General features: G+C 60.9%; 18 protein-coding genes. 7 read left to right on the top strand and 11 right to left on the bottom strand.

All coding sequences use genetic code 11. From position 1 onward, the window contains the following. Positions 1 to 6: 6 nt before the first annotated feature. The 8 genes from GFER_RS13520 to GFER_RS13485 all read right to left on the bottom strand — a co-directional run bounded on the left by GFER_RS13520 (position 7) and on the right by GFER_RS13485 (position 6,970). Complete coding sequence (locus GFER_RS13520) at positions 7 to 1,323, bottom strand: hypothetical protein (protein WP_040100256.1); 1,317 nt, start codon at positions 1,321 to 1,323, stop codon at positions 7 to 9. A gap of 117 nt (positions 1,324 to 1,440) precedes the next feature. Beyond that, positions 1,441 to 1,764 (bottom strand): hypothetical protein, encoded by a 324-nt coding sequence (locus GFER_RS13515; protein WP_040100254.1) that lies wholly within the window; start codon positions 1,762 to 1,764, stop codon positions 1,441 to 1,443. Positions 1,765 to 1,960: 196 nt separating this feature from the next. Beyond that, entirely contained in the window at positions 1,961 to 3,181 is a 1,221-nt protein-coding gene (locus GFER_RS13510) for a tetratricopeptide repeat protein (protein WP_074669582.1), read from the bottom strand. 29 nt (positions 3,182 to 3,210) lie between these two features. Continuing rightward, positions 3,211 to 3,864: an energy transducer TonB gene (locus GFER_RS17885; protein ID WP_052446419.1), complete on the bottom strand. Its 654-nt coding sequence runs from the start codon at positions 3,862 to 3,864 to the stop codon at positions 3,211 to 3,213. After that, positions 3,861 to 4,265: an ExbD/TolR family protein gene (locus GFER_RS13500; protein WP_040100251.1), complete on the bottom strand. Its 405-nt coding sequence runs from the start codon at positions 4,263 to 4,265 to the stop codon at positions 3,861 to 3,863. Before GFER_RS13500 ends, GFER_RS17885 begins: the two co-directional genes overlap by 4 nt. After that, positions 4,262 to 4,798 carry a MotA/TolQ/ExbB proton channel family protein gene (locus GFER_RS13495; RefSeq protein ID WP_040100250.1) on the bottom strand — a complete coding sequence of 179 codons (537 nt, stop codon included), beginning with the start codon at positions 4,796 to 4,798 and terminating at the stop codon, positions 4,262 to 4,264. Before GFER_RS13495 ends, GFER_RS13500 begins: the two co-directional genes overlap by 4 nt. After that, complete coding sequence (locus GFER_RS19380; protein WP_040100248.1) at positions 4,791 to 6,155, bottom strand: MotA/TolQ/ExbB proton channel family protein; 1,365 nt, start codon at positions 6,153 to 6,155, stop codon at positions 4,791 to 4,793. Before GFER_RS19380 ends, GFER_RS13495 begins: the two co-directional genes overlap by 8 nt. Beyond that, positions 6,152 to 6,970, bottom strand: coding sequence for a DUF3450 domain-containing protein (locus GFER_RS13485; protein ID WP_200889325.1), 819 nt, complete (start codon positions 6,968 to 6,970; stop codon positions 6,152 to 6,154). The genes GFER_RS19380 and GFER_RS13485 overlap by 4 nt, the downstream gene beginning before the upstream one ends. A gap of 477 nt (positions 6,971 to 7,447) precedes the next feature. On the opposite strand from GFER_RS13485, the gene GFER_RS13480 reads away from it, so the two are divergent. The 6 genes from GFER_RS13480 (at position 7,448) to GFER_RS13455 (ending at position 13,376) form a co-directional block, all read left to right on the top strand. Next, entirely contained in the window at positions 7,448 to 7,741 is a 294-nt protein-coding gene (locus GFER_RS13480; protein ID WP_040100247.1) for a DUF2325 domain-containing protein, read from the top strand. A 133-nt stretch (positions 7,742 to 7,874) separates the two neighbouring features. Then, positions 7,875 to 9,962 carry a TonB-dependent receptor family protein gene (locus tag GFER_RS13475; RefSeq protein WP_161807411.1) on the top strand — a complete coding sequence of 696 codons (2,088 nt, stop codon included), beginning with the start codon at positions 7,875 to 7,877 and terminating at the stop codon, positions 9,960 to 9,962. Between the two features lie 266 nt (positions 9,963 to 10,228). After that, entirely contained in the window at positions 10,229 to 10,786 is a 558-nt protein-coding gene (locus GFER_RS13470; RefSeq protein ID WP_040100245.1) for a DUF2796 domain-containing protein, read from the top strand. Next, positions 10,783 to 11,499, top strand: a complete 717-nt coding sequence (locus tag GFER_RS13465; RefSeq protein ID WP_040100243.1) for an ATP-binding cassette domain-containing protein — start codon at positions 10,783 to 10,785, stop codon at positions 11,497 to 11,499. Before GFER_RS13470 ends, GFER_RS13465 begins: the two co-directional genes overlap by 4 nt. Beyond that, complete coding sequence (locus GFER_RS13460) at positions 11,496 to 12,761, top strand: ABC transporter permease (protein ID WP_040100240.1); 1,266 nt, start codon at positions 11,496 to 11,498, stop codon at positions 12,759 to 12,761. The genes GFER_RS13465 and GFER_RS13460 overlap by 4 nt, the downstream gene beginning before the upstream one ends. Positions 12,762 to 12,764: 3 nt before the next feature. Then, positions 12,765 to 13,376, top strand: coding sequence for a DUF3299 domain-containing protein (locus tag GFER_RS13455; protein WP_040100238.1), 612 nt, complete (start codon positions 12,765 to 12,767; stop codon positions 13,374 to 13,376). 4 nt (positions 13,377 to 13,380) lie between these two features. On the opposite strand, the gene GFER_RS13450 is transcribed toward GFER_RS13455, so the two are convergent. Continuing rightward, positions 13,381 to 14,058: a spermine/spermidine synthase domain-containing protein gene (locus GFER_RS13450; protein WP_040100236.1), complete on the bottom strand. Its 678-nt coding sequence runs from the start codon at positions 14,056 to 14,058 to the stop codon at positions 13,381 to 13,383. A 243-nt stretch (positions 14,059 to 14,301) separates the two neighbouring features. Here GFER_RS13450 and GFER_RS13445 point away from each other — a divergent pair, with 243 nt between their 5' ends. Further along, positions 14,302 to 15,480: an ATP-binding response regulator gene (locus tag GFER_RS13445; RefSeq protein WP_040100234.1), complete on the top strand. Its 1,179-nt coding sequence runs from the start codon at positions 14,302 to 14,304 to the stop codon at positions 15,478 to 15,480. Positions 15,481 to 15,503: 23 nt separating this feature from the next. Here the strand turns inward: GFER_RS13445 and GFER_RS13440 are convergent, their stop codons facing one another. Next, positions 15,504 to 16,253 carry a hypothetical protein gene (locus GFER_RS13440; protein WP_040100232.1) on the bottom strand — a complete coding sequence of 250 codons (750 nt, stop codon included), beginning with the start codon at positions 16,251 to 16,253 and terminating at the stop codon, positions 15,504 to 15,506. Position 16,254: 1 nt separating this feature from the next. Beyond that, a complete protein-coding gene (locus tag GFER_RS13435) occupies positions 16,255 to 16,491 on the bottom strand; it encodes a hypothetical protein (protein ID WP_040100231.1) in 237 nt (78 codons plus the stop codon). Positions 16,492 to 16,498: the final 7 nt, after the last annotated feature.

The following is a 16,498-nucleotide window of genomic DNA, read 5'->3' as shown; positions in this document are numbered from 1 at the left end:
CCCCGTTTAAAATTTATGCGCGCCGTGCACGCCCAGAGCGATCTGGTATTGCACGAAGAACTGGTTGTAGTTTTCGCGCCCGCCGCCTTCCTGAGCGATGTCGCCGTGATTGAACTGCATGCGCAGGCGTGAAAATTCCGTGGGATTGAAGGTCAGATTGGCGCTGTAGCGACGCGAGTCGTCAAATTTATCGGTGCGCGCGTCCTTTTCGATACGGTTGTAAAGACCAACCATATCGAGACGCGCCGCCGCCGTCCAGCGCGGCGCGAAACCGTATTTCGCCTGAACGTAGAAACCGTCCTGCTTAAACTTCTCCTTGTCGCCGATCTCATCGAAGTCATCGGCGGCGGCGACGCGCAGATCCTTGACGCGGTAAATATACTCGCCCTGCAAGGTCAGATTGCCATGGCCGTAGCTGCGTCCCGCATCATACTTGTAAACAGCATCCACGCCGGCAAACCAGCTGTCGCCTTCGAGATACTCGCGTTCGTCATCATCGGAATGGTCCTCCTGATGCAGGCGCGCGCCACCGCCGAACAGCCCGAGTTGCAGGGCATGATCGAAGCCGAGGTCAGGCGCCACCTTGACGAAACCGGTAAACAGACGCGGCCCGGAGCGCTCGCGCAGACCGCCGAAGTCCGCAGCGCCATGATCGATGGTGTTGGCGATGCCCTCGTTGCGCCCTTGCAAGGTCTCGACACCGAACAAGGTATAGACAGGCAGCTTGGGCAGCCAGGTGAGTTGCAGACCGATATCGTTGATGCCGTGGTCCCCGAACATCAGCTCGTAGACCAGGGTCTGATCGGCGAAATCCCAGTCGTGGGGATGCTGCTGGTTAATGTAGCCGATACCGCTGAGAAACTTGCCGAACTTGAGGGTCAAACCGGCGGGCAGGCGGCGGGTGACACCGAAGACCTCTTCCACCTCGATGCCGTCTTCGTCCACCGCCAAGTTGAGCATGGCGTCGAAATAATTGTCCACCGTGGCAGAAAAAACGATCTCTGTCTCATCAAGGTTGAAGCCGCGCGAAAGTTCGCCATGGCCATGATCATGGTCGCCATGATGGCCGTCGAAGCCGGCGGCATGTTCGAGAATTTCACCGGCTTCGCCGCGGCGGTTGTCGGTGTAATATTTGCCGTCAAGAATGACCGAGATGGCGGGATTGAAGGCGGTTCCCGAGGTGATCTGGCGGGAGCTGCCGAACAGAGGAAAGGGCTGCAGACCCTCGGGCTGAACAGGACCCGTCGGCTGAGCAAAAACGGGGGTCACAGAGGTAAGACACAGCGCCGCCAGGGCGCCGGTGAAAAATTTAGCGGAACGCATTGCGCATATCTCCTTACAAGCAGCGGTGCAAATACACCACGCCTGCTTTTCCTAAAATTAAATCAGGCAGTAGATCTGGAGCCGCCAAAAGCGCCACCAGGACAATTCAAGGGGATACTAACCGAGGCAAACAGGAGGCGCGCGCAGGCGCGGCAAAAGGTAGGAAACTGAGGTGGCATATCGAAGGCGCGCTGGAGCCGCCAGGGCGGCAGTGGGCAGCACAACTGGCGCCGCAAGAGCGACGGCCGGCAGCACGACCACCGGCAGATGTCCGGCCACATGACACTGCGGACACGCAGAGGTAGGATCCTGGGAGGCCTGGCCGCCGGAACAGGGTTGATCGGCGCAGGCCTGGTGTTCGCCGTGATCGTGGGGAACGGCGGCCAGAGAATAAAGTCCGAGAAAACAGCAGACCGTCAGCAGTGAGAGCCAGCGCACCACCCAGTGTCGCGCCTTGGGCGACGGATGCCGAGCCACACCCCGAAATTTATTCGGAGGTGGATGCACTGATGAGTTGGAGCTGACGGACATAGAGATAAACCTGAAATGAAAAAGGGAAATTGATAGGCCCTATCAATAGGAGAGACAGCGGCGACTGTCAAGACATATTATGTAATAACATTACGCGAAATGTGTTTCAGCTCCCCGTAGCTCCTTCGCTCTGCGCCAGATAAGTCAGCCAGTTATCCGCCTGCCGCCGCACCCCGGAATACTCGCGGGCCCGGGTGAAGGCGGCCCGCGCGTCCGCGGGTCGGCCATCCTGGTAAGCTGCCATGCCGAGCAACAGCAGAGCCTCGCCCCCAATCCTGCCCTCTTCCGTCCCTGCGGCTTGCTGCAGATGCTCGCGCGCCTCGGCCCATTGTTCCTCCTGCACCAGCAGGCGTCCGAGCTTGAGACTTACGACAGGTCCGCCACCGGCCGCCAGCGCCCGCTCCAAAGCGGCGACGGCGGCGGAATTCTCCCTGGCTTGCAGCCAACTGTCGGCCAGAAGTTCAAAATTGGCGGCGGAGGCGGAAATTTTTTGCGATCGCAGGGCGTCCTGCAAGGTACGCGCAGCCTTGTGGGGAACACCGGCATAAAGGTAGAGCCGCGCCATGTGCAGCAGATCCTGCCCCTCGGTCAACAGGCCGTTGTGATAGGCCGCCGAGAGCGTCGCCACGGCGCGCCGATCCTCCTGCAAATGCAGATACACCGAAGAGAGCAGTTGCCAGTAGCTCTTGTTGTGGGGATAGGCTTCGATGACCACCGGCAGCCACTTTTTCAGCGCGGCCTGGTCCTGGGCATTCTGGTAAATGGCCAGCAGCATCTGATACCAGGACTCGGCCGGCTGCGGCGCGGCCTCGATGGCCTGCTCCAGGTGGCCGGCGGCGGTGGCGTAGGCCTGGGCGCCAAAATAAATCCAGGCGGCCTGCACCCGTTGCTCGGGTTTGATGTTCTCGGCGGCGGCCACCCAGGCGTCGATACGCTGAATGGCTTCGGCGTAGCGGTCCAGGCTCATCAGCAGTTGGGCACTGTTGTAGCGCACCTGCTGCGTCATGACCGGGTCGCGTACCTCAAGTTCGAGAACCCGATCATAGGCACGCAGTGCCTCTTGCGGTCGGTCCTTTTCACTGTAGAGATAACCGCGCATTTGCCAGGCCGCAGCCAAGGCATAGGGCTCATCGGCGAACCTTTCGATGACAGCAGCCAGGGCCCGCTCGGCGTCCTGCCATTGCTCCTCCTGCAGCAGGTGCTGGGCTTCGCTCAACGCCTCGTGGGCGCGGGCCGACACCGAGGGCTCGGCGGGGACTGCCGGAACCGCGCCCGCCAGGCACAGCAGCGCCGCAACCAGTAAAGCGCCGAGGGGCCGCAACATCATGTGTAAAAACCGCGATAAAGCCGCCATGCTTAATTTTCCAGATTGAAATTGATGGTGATGCTCGCATAGGCCGGCACCGGCTGACCCTCGACGGTCTGCGGCTTAAAGCGCCAGCGGCTCAGAGCGCGCACCGCTTCATGGTCGAAGACGCCGCGCCGCGGGCTGGCCTCGACGACCTCGATTTCCCCGACAGAACCATCGGCATTGATAACGAAGTTCAGGCGCACCCAGCCAGAAAGACCCTGCATCAGGGCGCGGCGCGGATACACCGGCGGCACCTGGGAAACGGGGGTGAGGGGCTGGGAATAGGCCACCGGGGCGGTGGGAGCGCTGGGGCCAGCGGGAGCCGCCGTCGGTACGCCGCTCAGCGCCAGATCGGGGCGGAACTGTGGCAGAGGCACATCGACTTGCGGGGCCTGGGGTGAAGGACTCTGCGGGGTCGGCACGGCCGGCATCTGCGGCGCGGGCTTGAGTTCCTCGGGCGGCTTGGGTCGCTCGCGCCGGCGTTGTTCGACGGGACGGGGCGTGTCATCCATGCGAATGAAATTCATCAGCGGCTGCTGCCGCGCGCGGTCGAACTCTGTGCCGTCTACGCTGATCAGGCTGGTCATCAGCCAGAACAACCCGAGCGCCACCCCCGAGGCCATCCCCAAGGAAGCGAGATAGCGCAGTTGCGCGGTCATGGCCGGGTCGCCGCGATGGACACGTTCATGACCCCCGCCAGGCGCACCTGATCCATGACCTGGACCAGGACACCGGTGCGCGAAGCCTCATCGGCCTGAATGACCACTGCCCCTTCGGGATTCTCGGCGCGCAGGCGCTCGACATTGGCGCGCACCGCGCGCAGATCCACCTGGCGCTGATCGATCCAGATGGCGCCCGTGTCCGAGACGGCAATCATGATGTTGCCGCGCTCCTGGCGCTCGGCGCTCGCCGCCGTGGGCCGATTGATCTCAATCCCCGCCTCTTTGACGAAGGAGGTGGTGACGATGAAGAAAATCAGCATGATGAACACCACGTCCATCATGGACGTCATGTCGATTTCCGCTGTTTCCCGTTCACTGCGATGACGTCTGCGTCTCATTTCTTTTCCGCCTTGACAAGATATTGCGAGAGCACATCGGCGGCCACGCGCGTCTTGGCGGTTCCGCGGCGTTGCAGGTCGATGCTGAAATACAACCCGGAGAGCGCCACCACCAACCCCGACATGGTGGGGATGGTGGCCATGGAGACCCCGGAGGCCATGGCGCGCGGGTTGCCCGTGCCGTGAAAGCCGAGCACGTCGAACACCTGGATCATGCCCGTCACCGTGCCGAGCAGACCCAGCAGCGGACACAGGGTGATGAAGGTGCGGATGAGAAATACCGACCCAAGCAGTTGATGACGTAAGTGTGAGATCTCCTGCTCTTGGATCTTGCGCGCCTGCCAGGGATCGCAATCCGTTCGCCCCTCCCAACGCTTCCGCAGTTGGCCGAACTCCTGCGGGTAGATGCGCCAATGGTACCAGTAGCGTTCAATGATCAACGTCCACAGGGCGATGGAGACGAACAGAATCGCCCACATCACCTGGCCGCCGGCATCGAAGAATTGGCGTATGGCGTAAATCTGCTCAAACATGCTCGGGGTCGGCTCTCATCTTTTCCATGTGGCGCGCCAACAGCCCCGCGCCCTGCTCTTCCATGACATTGACCAGGTAGCGGCTTTTGGCCGAAGCGACGTTGTGCAGGAACAGCAGGGGTATCGCCACCGTCAAACCCAAAGCCGTGGTAACCAGGGCCTGGGAAATGCCCCCGGCCATGAGCTGGGGATCGCCGGTGCCGAACAGGGTAATGGACTGAAAAGTTTCGATCATGCCGACCACGGTGCCCAACAATCCAAGCAAGGGCGCGACTGCGGCGAGGATCTTGATGGTGGTCAGGCCCCATTCAAGGCGCGGGATTTCGCGCATCACCGCCTCATCGAGCTTGACTTCCAGGGTCTCCGGCGCCAGCTGGTGATCTTCATCATACAGGGCGAGAATCCGTCCCAGGGGATTGTCCTGCGCGGGCTCACCGCTGCGCAACTGCGCCTTGACACGGTGATTGACCAGGTGCAGATAGGTGTAGCGCGCGGCGAACAGGCCGATGCCGAAAACGCCGAGCGCCAGAATGATCATGCCGATTTCACGCCCCTGGCGCACCCGCTCCAGCAGCGAGGGCGACTGTACGAGCTGGGAGAGGATCGCGCCGCGCGAGGGATCCAGAGCAAAGGGACGCACCTCGCCGGCGGGCGCATCCTGAAGGTCGCGGGCAAAACCCAGATAGCGCCCCGCAGGCTGGCGCGGCAGTTCGAGAAACTGGTTGCGCCCCTCCACATGGGCCAGATAGGAGCCGTCGGCGACGGCATTGAAGGCCCCCACCCGCACAATGCTTTTGGTCTGTTTATGGCCGTCAGGACTGACCACCTCGCCCGAAAATTTCGCCACCTCGCCCGCATTCACCATATCCTCGAGCACCACCAACCACAGACGCTCCAGCTCCTCGATGCCGGGCAGGGTGCGCGCGCCGCTGAGCTCGGCGAGAAATTCCAGGGCCTCGGGGCGGTCCGCCATGGCCAGAGAACCCATCAACTGCGCATGAAAATCACCGGCGCTCTGACGCACCACGCCGAAAACTTCGCCCAGCCCGCCCTGCTGTTCGCGCAACTCCGCCTCAAGCTTGGTCAGATCCGCCTCGTTGGCGTCAAAGGAGGCCGCCAAGTTGCTCTGGCGCTGTTGCTCCTGACGCAGGCGCTGCTGCGCTTCGCGCACTTGGTCGCGGGCGGCTTCGAGGTCCGCGCCAAATTCACGCTCGCGCTCCGCGTTGATCTGACGCTCGGTGCCGGCCTGGCGCTGAACTTCCTTGAGAAAATCCTGAAGACTGCCCGCGGCCATGACGCTCGGGGCGGCATAAAGCACCACAAAAAACACGCAAAATACCGTCAACCCCCGCTTCATCGCGTCACCTCCGAGAGCACCACCGGCACCCGGATGAGATCTGGCGCAACCTGACGGTTGGCAATGCGGATTCCCTGGCGAATGGCGCCGTGGTAACTCTTATCCAGAGGTTCCCAGGCACGTTTATGCGGATGCCAATAGCCGCTTTCGCGCCGATCCAGGGTCTGATATACCAGGGCCAGACGCCCGATGCGCAGAAACTCGACGCTGCGCACCTCACCGCCGAGGGTCAACTCACCCTGATAGGTCTCGATGGTGCGGCCATAGTCGGCCTCACTCTGGTAAGACTCCATGATCTGGCGGAACTTCTCCGATACGGCAACATCGGCGCGATCCATCAGAGCGTGCAGCCCCTCGATGCGTGCCTTGCGCTCCGGGTAGATAAAAGGTACGTCGCGATCGACAAAACCGTCCAGAGCAGCGAGCATGCGCAGCATGAAGGGCACGATCTCGCGCTGAGTCACCTGGATGTTTTCAATCTGCCGTTGCAGCGAGGCTTTCTCCTTCTCCTGCGAGCTGATCATCTTTTCCAGATTGTCGTTGTAAACCGCCAGACTCTCGCGCTGCCGCTGCACCTCCTGATACTGGCGCAGCAACTTGGCGGCCTCGTCGGCCATGGCATCGACGCGCCCCTGGGCGGCCTGCCCCTGCTGCAGTGTCGACTCTTCCACCTTGATGACCTGCTCGGCGGCAAAAGACGGTTGGGCCATGAAAGCCATCAGCCCCAGGGCGAGACCCAGGGAGCGTAAACGACAGAAACTGCGACGGTCAGGCCGCCGCAGCCTTTTTTCTGGTCCGGTTGGTAAAAATATCACAAAAGCTCCTTTTTGCTTTTTCAGCGACGCCGGCGGGCCAAACCAACCGCCCACCGCAACTCTCCAGGAGGGCAATCCAAAGAAAAAGAAAGAAATGCGGTAGGACTCTTTTACCCGACGAGAGCGTCAAAGTTGTATAAAGATACGGTAGCATTTTTTTTTAATTCGTATCCACCCAAAAAAAGATAGGTGGTAACTCCGCCTGGCATCTTTAGAAAAATTCCGGCATGATCGCGCCAACGCCAAACTGAAGTTGAAAACGAATTTCAACTTATAAAGGAAAGTCAACGCCTGTCAAGAAAAAATCGCAGAAAACTTTCTTGTTGACAACGGTTTTCAATTTCAGCAAAATCCCACAACGCAGAACCTTAGGCCTCGCCCATCCCACGGCTGAAAATGAAAATCATTTCTGCAAATAATTTGCGGCTGAATTATCACACCGCTCAGCATTGCATTTTTCACTCAAGGAGAAATCTTATGAGCATCGCCGTTGTCGGAGGAATGAAACGACTGGAGGGACGCTACCGCGAGGAAGCCGAAAAACTAGGGTTAAAACTCAAGGTATTCAATGACCAGGCCCTCGACATGGAGCGCAAGCTGCGCCGCTTCGATGCAGTGGTGCTGTTTACCAACCGCGTCTCGCACAACGCCCGACGCGATGCGGTGCAGGCCGCGCGCAACAGCAACATCCCCCTGCTCCAGGTCCATTCCTGCGGGCTCTGCTCGCTGCGGGACTGCTTGCAGTGCTTGCTGGAACAAAAGCCCCAATGACCCAAGCCCGGCTCTGCAGGAGCCATTGTCCGGAGAGGCCCAGACAGCCGCTTCTCTTATCCGTAATTTCGGCCGACAACCAGGTATCGGCCCCTGCCTCCGGCAGGTTTTTTCCATTCAGGAGGAAGATGTTGTGAGATTCACCCGCACCCGAAAAGCCCTGATTATGCCCATGTTGCTCGGCACCAGCCTGCTGGCGGGCGCCGGCTCCGCAGCGGGCGAGGAAACCATCGCCAAGCTGCCAACCATCGAGGTCATTGGCACCACGGCCGAGGCCCTCGACACCGTCCCCGGTTCCACCATCGTCATTACCGCTGAAAAACTCGAAGCCACCCGACCGCTCAGCACCCAGGATGCGCTGCGGCGTGAACCCGGCGTACATGCGGTGGAAACCGAAGGTTACGGATTTTTCCCGCGCATCGGCATTCGCGGCCTCAATCCCGACATGAGCAAGAAGGTCATGTTGCTGGAAGACGGGGCGCCCATCGCCCTGGGGCCTTATACCGACCCTGCGGCCTATTACCATCCGCCCATCGAGCGCATGGAGCGCATCGACGTACTCAAGGGCAGCGGCTCGCTGCGCTACGGCCCCTCGACCATTGGCGGCGCCATCAACTATGTCACCAAGAATCCCCCTTATGAGCCGGGCGGCTCCCTGACCCTCACCAGCGGCAACCAGGACTTCCGCTCGCTGCTGTTTGACTACGGCGGAACCTGGGACAATGCCACCGCCGGCATCAGTTACCTGAAGAAAACCGGCGACGGCACCCGCCGCAACAGTGATTTCGACGTCGATGATCTGGTGCTCAAAACCGGGTTCGGCATCGGCCCCAACCAGTTTGTCGGCGTCAAGCTGACCTATTACAACCAGGACAGCCAATCGACCTATCTCGGACTCACCCAGCGCGAATTCGCGGAAGATCCGCGACAGAACAAAGCCGCCCACGACCGCATCGAGGTCGAACGCTACTCGGTCGATCTCAACCACGAACTCCAGATCACGCCCGACCTGGCCTGGCGCACCCTGATTTATGCCAATAATGCCACGCGCGACTGGTGGCGTGAGGATTTCGACTTCAATGCCGGCACCGGCCTCAACGAAATGCGCGGCACCAACGGCGGACGCCTGCGTGAGTTCACCGTCGCCGGCGTCGACACGCGCCTGGAACTCAACCACCTGGCGTTGGGCATTCACAACGAAACCGAATTCGGCGTGCGTCTGCACACCGAGGAAATGAATAACCAGCGCGTCAACGGCGCCACCGCCGACGCCCGCTCCGGCGTCATCCGCGAGGACGATCGGCGTGAAGCCGATGCCCTCGCCGCTTTTCTGCAGAACCGCGTCCATTTCACCGATCGTCTGGCGGTGACGCCGGGACTGCGCGTGGAACACTACCGCCAGGAACGTACCATCCACCGCTGGGACAATCAGGACGTCAACCTCACCAACAAGGGCCGTAACACCGAATGGGTGCCGGGCATCGGTGCTACCTACAGGGCCGCGGACGCCCTGGTGCTGTTCGGCGGCGTCCATCGCGGTTTCGCGCCGCCGCGCGTTGCCGATGCCATCGCCAGCGACGGTGTAGCCATCGACCTTAAGGCCGAACGCAGCAACAATTATGAATTCGGCGTGCGTGGCAGCCTGCCCCGACTGAGTTATGAAATCGCCGCTTTTCGCTACGACTTCAGCAACCAGATCATCCAGGCCAGCCAAGCCGGCGGCGCCACCTCGGAGCTGACCAATGCCGGCGAAACTCTCAACCAGGGCTTTGAAGTTGGCATTGGCGCCGATCTCGGCTGGGGCTTCGGCCTCGACGCCAACTGGACCCACGTGGCCACCGCCAAGCTCGACAGTACCCGCATCATCGGCGGCATTGACCGCAAGGGCAACCGCCTGCCCTACGCGCCGGAAAACCTGGTCAACGCGACCCTGTCCTATCGCCAGGACAACTGGGGCGCGGGCCTAAGTTACCAGTTCGTCGACGAGCAGTTTGCCGATTTCGCAAACACCCGCGAAGGCTCGGCCAACGGCATGACCGGGCTGATCCCCAGCTACAGTCTGTGGCATCTCAACGGCGACTACCAGTTGACGGAGCGCGTCAAGATGTTTGCTTCGGTCAAAAACCTCTTTGACAAGAAATATATGGCCTCCCGTGCACCTCAAGGAATTTTCCCCGGTCTGGAGCGCTTGATCACTGCCGGCGTCAAGATGGATTTTTAATTCGACGAAGCCCGGAGACAGACGACGGGCACCTGGACAACTTCCCCCAGGTGCCCGTCACCTTTCCGCCTCCACCCAAAAATCCAGTCCAAGGAGCCAACTTCTCACCTTGCCCAGCGAAGCTTGAAGTAGACGCAGCAAAACAGGCTATGATATAACGTCATGACACGAAAGATCGTCGGATCAAATTTTGCCCGATGCCCTATCCAATCTCTTATCCCCAGGCCTTGCAGCCCTTTTCCCCTGAACGAAAGGAGAGCATGCGCATGCTCCGACTGCTGATCAGCCTTCTTGCCTTCACCCTTGTTTTGCCTGCCACCGCTCTGGCCCACTCGTCCCACGGTGTCCACGAGCATGGAGCGGCCGATCTGCGCATCGCCGTTGATGGCCCGATTCTGCTGATCCAGATTGAAAGCCCACTGGACAATCTGGTGGGCTTTGAGCATCGGCCGCGCACGGACGCGGAGCGCGCCGCCCTGGCGGACATGGAGGAGATGCTGGCGCAGTTTGACCGCTTGTTCCTGCTTCCGGAAGCGGCCACCTGCACACTTCGGGACCGACATCTGCAATCTCCCTGGCCGCAGAATGTCTCTGAACATTCCCACGACCACAAACACGACGACAAACATGATCTCGGCCATTCCCACGCCGACATCACCCTGACTTATGAGCTGGAATGCGCCAATCCCCAGGCCCTCACCGCGGTGGAAGTGCGCTGGTTCGAGGTCTTTCCGCGCACCGAGCGCATCCGTGCGGAAACCGCTACACCCCGCGGACAGGGTTCCTCGACTCTGCGCAAGGGCAATCCCCGGCTGCCTCTATGACCAATGCAGCACCCGCCATCGACCTGCGCCAGGTCAGTTTTCACTGGCCGGGCGCTCGGGAATGGCATCTTGACATCGACCATTTCGAGCAGGCCGCCGGCGAGGGGGTCTTTCTGAATGGCCCCAGCGGCAGCGGCAAGAGCACACTGCTCGCCCTCGTCGGCGGGGTTCTCGCGCCGCAGCGCGGCCAGGTGGCGGTGCACGGCCATGCCCTGACAGGCCTCAGGGCAGGCGCCCGCGACCGCTTCCGCGCCGATCACATCGGTTTTATTTTCCAGATGTTCAACCTGATCCCCTATTTATGCGCCCTGGACAACATTCTTCTGCCTTGCCGGTTTTCGCCGGCGCGCGCCAAGCGCCTGCAAGAGGCCGGCACGACTCCTGCGGCAGAGGCCCGGCGGCTGGCGGCCCGTCTCGACCTTGAGACAGGTTTGCTCAAGCGGCCGGCCGCGGAACTCTCGGTGGGTCAGCAGCAACGCGTGGCGGCGGCGCGCGCACTCATCGGTCGGCCGGCCCTGGTGATTGCCGATGAACCAACCTCGGCCCTGGACGCCGGTCGTCAGCAAGCCTTTCTCGACCTGCTGCTGGCTGAATGCGAGGCGGCCGGGGCGGCACTGCTGTTTGTCAGCCACGACGCACGCCTGAGCCGGCGCTTTTCACGCCGGGTCGCTCTCGAGGATCTCAAACGCCAACCGACGGAGGCTTCGGCATGATCCCGGCCTGGCATCTGAGTTGGCGCAGCATTCTCAACCGGCGGCTGACGGTCGCCCTGACGGTTGTTTCCGTGGCTCTCTCGGTTTCGCTGTTGCTGGGAGTCGAGCGACTGCGCAATGATGCCCGCGCCGGTTTCGCCCAGACCATCGCCGGCACCGATCTGGTGGTGGGCGCGCGCAGCGGGCCGGTGCAACTGCTGCTCTATACGGTGTTTCACATCGGCAATCCGACCAACAACATCTCCTGGGACAGTGTCGAGCAGATTGCCGCTCACCCCCAGGTGGACTGGCTGGTGCCCATTTCCCTGGGCGATTCCCATCGCGGCTTTCGCGTCGTGGGCACCAGCAGCGGCTACTTCGAGCATTACCGCTACGGCCGCAACCGCTCCCTCAACTTCGCCGAAGGCGAGCCCTTTGCCCGGGTCTTCGATGCCGTGCTCGGCGCGGAAGTCGCGGCACGCTTCGGTTACGCAGTCGGGCAGGAAATCATCCTCAGCCACGGCGCCGGGGCGGGCGTAAGCTTTGCCGCCCACGACGACAAACCCTTTACCATCGTCGGCGTACTCGCCCGCACCGGCACCCCGGTGGACCGCTCAGTGCTGGTGAGCCTGGAAGGCATCGAGGCGATCCATCTCGGCTGGCAGGGAGGCGCGCCCATTCCCGGTCTGCGCATCGCCCCGGAACAGGTTCATCGCTTCGACCTTGCGCCTAAATCCGTGACCGCCGCACTGGTGGGGCTTAAATCGCGCACCGCAATTTTTCAGGTACAGCGCCACGTCAACACTTTCCGCGACGAACCACTGCTTGCGGTGCTGCCCGGCGCGACTTTGCAGGAACTCTGGGGATTGATCGGCATGGCAGAAAAGGCCCTGCTGGCCGTTTCCGCCCTGGTGGTGCTGGTGGGCCTGGCGGGGCTGGTCGCGGTGGTCACCGCCAGCCTCGGCGAGCGGCGCCGCGAACTGGCGATTTTGCGCTCTCTCGGTGCCGGTCCACGCCAGATTTTTTTGCTTCTGGCCTTGGAAAGCCTGGTGCTGAGTCTGCTCGGCTGCCTGGGCGGCCTGGCGCTGCTCTACGGCACGGCCGCGGCGATCGGTCCCTGGCTTGAAGCGCACTACGGTCTGCTCATCAGTTTGGGGTGGCCGGCACCTTCGGAATGGCGTTTACTGGGCGCGGTGGTTGGCGCCGCCCTCCTGGCCAGCCTGGTGCCTGCGCTGCGCGCCTACCGCTACTCCCTGGCCGACGGCATGACTCTAAGGATTTAATCGATGAAAAACCTCTTCTTACTGGCGTTCAGCCTCCTTCTCGGGACGGCCTTTCTTTGCAATCCGGTTGGGGCGCAACAGCCCCCCACAACCCCAGGGGATTATCAGATCGGCGAGCGCCTTCAGCCGGTACAGCCCGGCAAATCCGGCGATTATCAAAAAATCGATTGGGATGATCTGGTCCCGGCCGACTGGTTGTCGCAGGAATGGCTCGACAGCCTCAACGTCGACGACTTCGAAGACGACGACCCCCGTGCCATGGAATTGTTGAACACCATCCTGGAAAAATGGAATGAGGCGCCGGTGCTGGAAGAATTCGATGGCCGACGCGTGCGCATTGCCGGTTTCGTCGTGCCCCTGGAGGGCGACGACCGCAACATCCACGAATTTCTGCTGGTCCCATATTTCGGTGCCTGCATCCATGTCCCCCCGCCCCCGGCCAATCAGATCATCCATGTGCTGCCCGCCAAGCCCATCCCTTCACAATGGCTCATGATGCCGGTGTGGGTACAGGGGAAGATGGAGGTCGAACGCCTTGATTCGGACATGGGCAGTGCCGGCTATCGGATACAGGCGAGCCGGGTTGAAGAATTTACGGACGCGTCCACGTATTGAAACCTCAAGGACCACTCTCAGCAAGCCAGAGGGCGTGAATCTCGCCCTTCGTACCGTGCGACCGCGCGCGACTTTCGCTCACTCTGAACCCTGCCTTGCGCAAACGCTGCGTGAATCTGCGATCCGCATCGGCCGACCACACGGCCAGAACGCCTCCAGGCCGCAGAGCGGCATAGGCGGCCGTCAATCCCTCCAGCGTGTACAACCAGTCGTTGCCCTTGCGGGTCAGACCCTCCGGGCCATTATCAACATCGAGCAGAATCGCATCGTAAGCCCGGCGCTCGGCCTTGAGAATCCTGGCGACATCGCCCTCGCGCACCCTGGTCCGGGCATCGCGCAGCGGATGTCCCGCAACCTCGCCCAGAATGCCGCGATTCCACGCCACCACGGCCGGCACCAGTTCGGCCACGACCACCGTCGCATCGGCAGCCAGATGTTGCAGTGCGGCAGCCAGCGTAAAGCCCATCCCCAGACCACCGATCAACACACAGGGCTGCGGCCGTCCGGCGATTTTCCGACAGGCAAGCTCTCCCAGGGCATCCTCCGAGCCATGGGCCCGCGAACTCATGAGCACGCCCCCGCCGCGAATGCAGATCGAATATTCCGTATTGCGCCGGTAGAGCTGCAGCTCACCGCCGCTACCCGGTATCTGTGCCGTTTCGAGCAGTTCCCAGGGAATCATTGCATGAGCCTTTCCAGGTAAAATTGACAGCCACCGACAGGTCTTCGCGCGCCCCTTTTTTTTGCCATAGTCTGCCAGGGATGAGTGGCGGTGCCCGGGCATTCAAACGCTAAAGTATTTCACATCACATCCTAACAACACCATATTAAATAATGATTCTATTCTTGCCGTGAATATCAAGGCGACATGAAAAATGAGGCGCCGATCCGAAAATGATTTCCCCCGCAAAGAAAGCTGACGTCCATGCCCGCAATCGAAAAAATCGCTGACGGAAATTCCTGCGAAGAAACGACCGACTTCGCACGCGGCCGCGTACTGGTGGTCGATGACGAGCCTGAGCTGGCTGAGCTTCTTGCCTACTCGCTGCACCAACAGGGCTTCGCGACGATCACGGCCGCAGATGGTTTCAATGCCTGCCGGATGATCGAAAGCGAGCGCCCGGATTTGATCGTGCTCGACATTATGATGCCCGATCTGGATGGCTGGGAGGTCTGCCGATTGTTGCGCAGTGTGCCCGATGAGGACGTGGCGACGATTCCGGTGATCATGTTGACCGCCCTCAGTGATCTGGAGGATCGCCTGCGCGGCCTGGAATTGGGCGCCGATGCCTATGTGTCCAAACCCTATTCGCCGCGCGAGGTGCTGGCCCTGGTGGACAACCTGGTGACACGCCGCCGCCGCGAACAGAGCCAGCGCCGGGAACTGACGCGGGTGCGCTCCCGGGAGAGGCTTTCGGCAGATATCCAGAGTCTGCTGTTTCATGAGTTGCGCAACCAGTTGGTCGTGATCGGCGGCTTTTCCGGTCTGCTGTCACGCGGCGGATATGAAAAGGTCCCGGCAAAAGCCCACACCTACCTGAAAGCCATCCAACGCAGCTCCGACTATCTCAGCCTGATAGCCGAAGAATTTCATATGATTGGTCAGATCGAAAACGAGGGCATTTCATTGCCCATGGAGGAGGTCGATCTCCATGAAATTGTTCAGGAAGTCGTAGCGCTGTTCGGTCCCCTTGCCGAGTGTCGCGGCGTCAATTTAAAGCTGTGCGAGGATTCTCAGGTCAACTATGTGCCCGTGCAGGGCAATCGCGCCGCCCTCAAGGTAATTATTTCGAACCTGGTGGATAACGCCATCAAATTCAGCGCTATCGGCAAGGAGGTTTGCCTTCGCTTGCTGCCGACCCAGAACCGCTTGGCCGGGGTCGAGGTCAGCGATCATGGCCCCGGCATTTCCCGCCAGGAGCAGGAACTGGTGTTCCGCAAGTTCTGCCGTGGCCGCACCGGCAGCGAACAGGTCAAGGGCAGCGGTCTCGGTCTTTATGTGGTGCGCACTCTGGTGCAGGCCATGGACGGCGGCATTCTTCTCGACAGCGAACCCGGACGGGGCTGTTGCTTTCAGGTGCGCTTTGCCGCGCGGGACGCCTGATCGCGAACCCCGGAACTGAACCTCTACCTTTTCTCCTCGCCACTCTCGAAATCCCGCACAACATCCATGAGGCTTGTGCCAAAATCCGCCGAGCACTCAGCCACTGGCTTGCTCGACAACTCTATCAGATTCAGGGGCGCTCCCGGCGGGCCGCTGCGCCCCTGGTAGCGCAAAAAAACCTCGGCGTCTTCATCAAACCAGTAATCCCCGCGCCAGACCCAAGAGGGGATACCAACGGCCGTGATGCGAATATGGCGCGCCTGTCGTTTGCCGTCCTCGGTCTCAATGTCTTCCAGGGCGCGTCGTACGGCCCGCATTCGGCGAACGTCGAGAGTGTCGGGGCGCACCATCCAGAATTCCAGAGTCGCAGTTTGGCTTTGCAGAAGATTGCGCAGACCCACGGACAAGGCCTGGTACCAGGGCGCATCGTCAATGGTGACAACGCGTTCCAGATGTCGGCCGAAAAACAGACCCGTCAACTGCAGGCTACGGCCGTTGCGCCGGATGCTGAGATCGGTTTTTTCCCGCTCGTTGGTGAGATGCCAGACCCGCGAAGCCTTCTGAGGATCGAGGACATTGAAATGCTGCTCCACCCCGTCGCCGGCGTTGAGCAGCAGCGGATCTTCGCCTTCCAGAATCCAGGAAAAATAGCGGATGTCGCTCCCACGGGTTTCCCGGTAGCAATAATTCTCCAGAGGTTGCGCAGAGATGGCCAGGCTCGACGTGACAAGAACAATTCCAACTGCGCACAGAAAAAAAAGGCCTTTGCCCATCTCAGCGCGCAGCCACCTGTTTGAGGCGCCGCGTTTCACGGTGCACCTCGAAAATGACGCTGCACAAAAACCTTAAACTCAACAGCGTACCCACAGGTCCGAGGACAACCATAATCAGCAACCACAGCTTGATCCATTCGCTCAAACTGAACTTGCCGTCAAACCAGAACGACACCGCCGCATATAACAGCACCGTGATCAGGGCCGATACGGGCCAGAGCCAAAGCAGGGTCAGCATATCGCAC

Source organism: Geoalkalibacter ferrihydriticus DSM 17813, assembly GCF_000820505.1.
GTDB classification, from domain to species: Bacteria; Desulfobacterota; Desulfuromonadia; order Desulfuromonadales; family Geoalkalibacteraceae; genus Geoalkalibacter; species Geoalkalibacter ferrihydriticus.
This window is presented reverse-complemented; position numbering and strand designations above follow the sequence as displayed.

Excerpts from the sequence above, each read along its gene's own strand:
- GFER_RS13520 (WP_040100256.1), bottom strand. The coding sequence starts at position 1,323 with ATGCGTTCCGCTAAATTTTTCACCGGCGCCCTGGCGGCGCTGTGTCTT.
- GFER_RS13510 (WP_074669582.1), bottom strand. The coding sequence starts at position 3,181 with ATGATGTTGCGGCCCCTCGGCGCTTTACTGGTTGCGGCGCTGCTGTGC.
- GFER_RS17885 (WP_052446419.1), bottom strand. The coding sequence starts at position 3,864 with ATGACCGCGCAACTGCGCTATCTCGCTTCCTTGGGGATGGCCTCGGGG.
- GFER_RS13500 (WP_040100251.1), bottom strand. The coding sequence starts at position 4,265 with ATGAGACGCAGACGTCATCGCAGTGAACGGGAAACAGCGGAAATCGAC.
- GFER_RS13495 (WP_040100250.1), bottom strand. The coding sequence starts at position 4,798 with ATGTTTGAGCAGATTTACGCCATACGCCAATTCTTCGATGCCGGCGGC.
- GFER_RS19380 (WP_040100248.1), bottom strand. The coding sequence starts at position 6,155 with ATGAAGCGGGGGTTGACGGTATTTTGCGTGTTTTTTGTGGTGCTTTAT.
- GFER_RS13480 (WP_040100247.1), top strand. The coding sequence starts at position 7,448 with ATGAGCATCGCCGTTGTCGGAGGAATGAAACGACTGGAGGGACGCTAC.
- GFER_RS13470 (WP_040100245.1), top strand. The coding sequence starts at position 10,229 with ATGCTCCGACTGCTGATCAGCCTTCTTGCCTTCACCCTTGTTTTGCCT.
- GFER_RS13465 (WP_040100243.1), top strand. The coding sequence starts at position 10,783 with ATGACCAATGCAGCACCCGCCATCGACCTGCGCCAGGTCAGTTTTCAC.
- GFER_RS13460 (WP_040100240.1), top strand. The coding sequence starts at position 11,496 with ATGATCCCGGCCTGGCATCTGAGTTGGCGCAGCATTCTCAACCGGCGG.
- GFER_RS13455 (WP_040100238.1), top strand. The coding sequence starts at position 12,765 with ATGAAAAACCTCTTCTTACTGGCGTTCAGCCTCCTTCTCGGGACGGCC.
- GFER_RS13450 (WP_040100236.1), bottom strand. The coding sequence starts at position 14,058 with ATGATTCCCTGGGAACTGCTCGAAACGGCACAGATACCGGGTAGCGGC.
- GFER_RS13445 (WP_040100234.1), top strand. The coding sequence starts at position 14,302 with ATGCCCGCAATCGAAAAAATCGCTGACGGAAATTCCTGCGAAGAAACG.
- GFER_RS13440 (WP_040100232.1), bottom strand. The coding sequence starts at position 16,253 with ATGGGCAAAGGCCTTTTTTTTCTGTGCGCAGTTGGAATTGTTCTTGTC.
- GFER_RS13435 (WP_040100231.1), bottom strand. The coding sequence starts at position 16,491 with ATGCTGACCCTGCTTTGGCTCTGGCCCGTATCGGCCCTGATCACGGTG.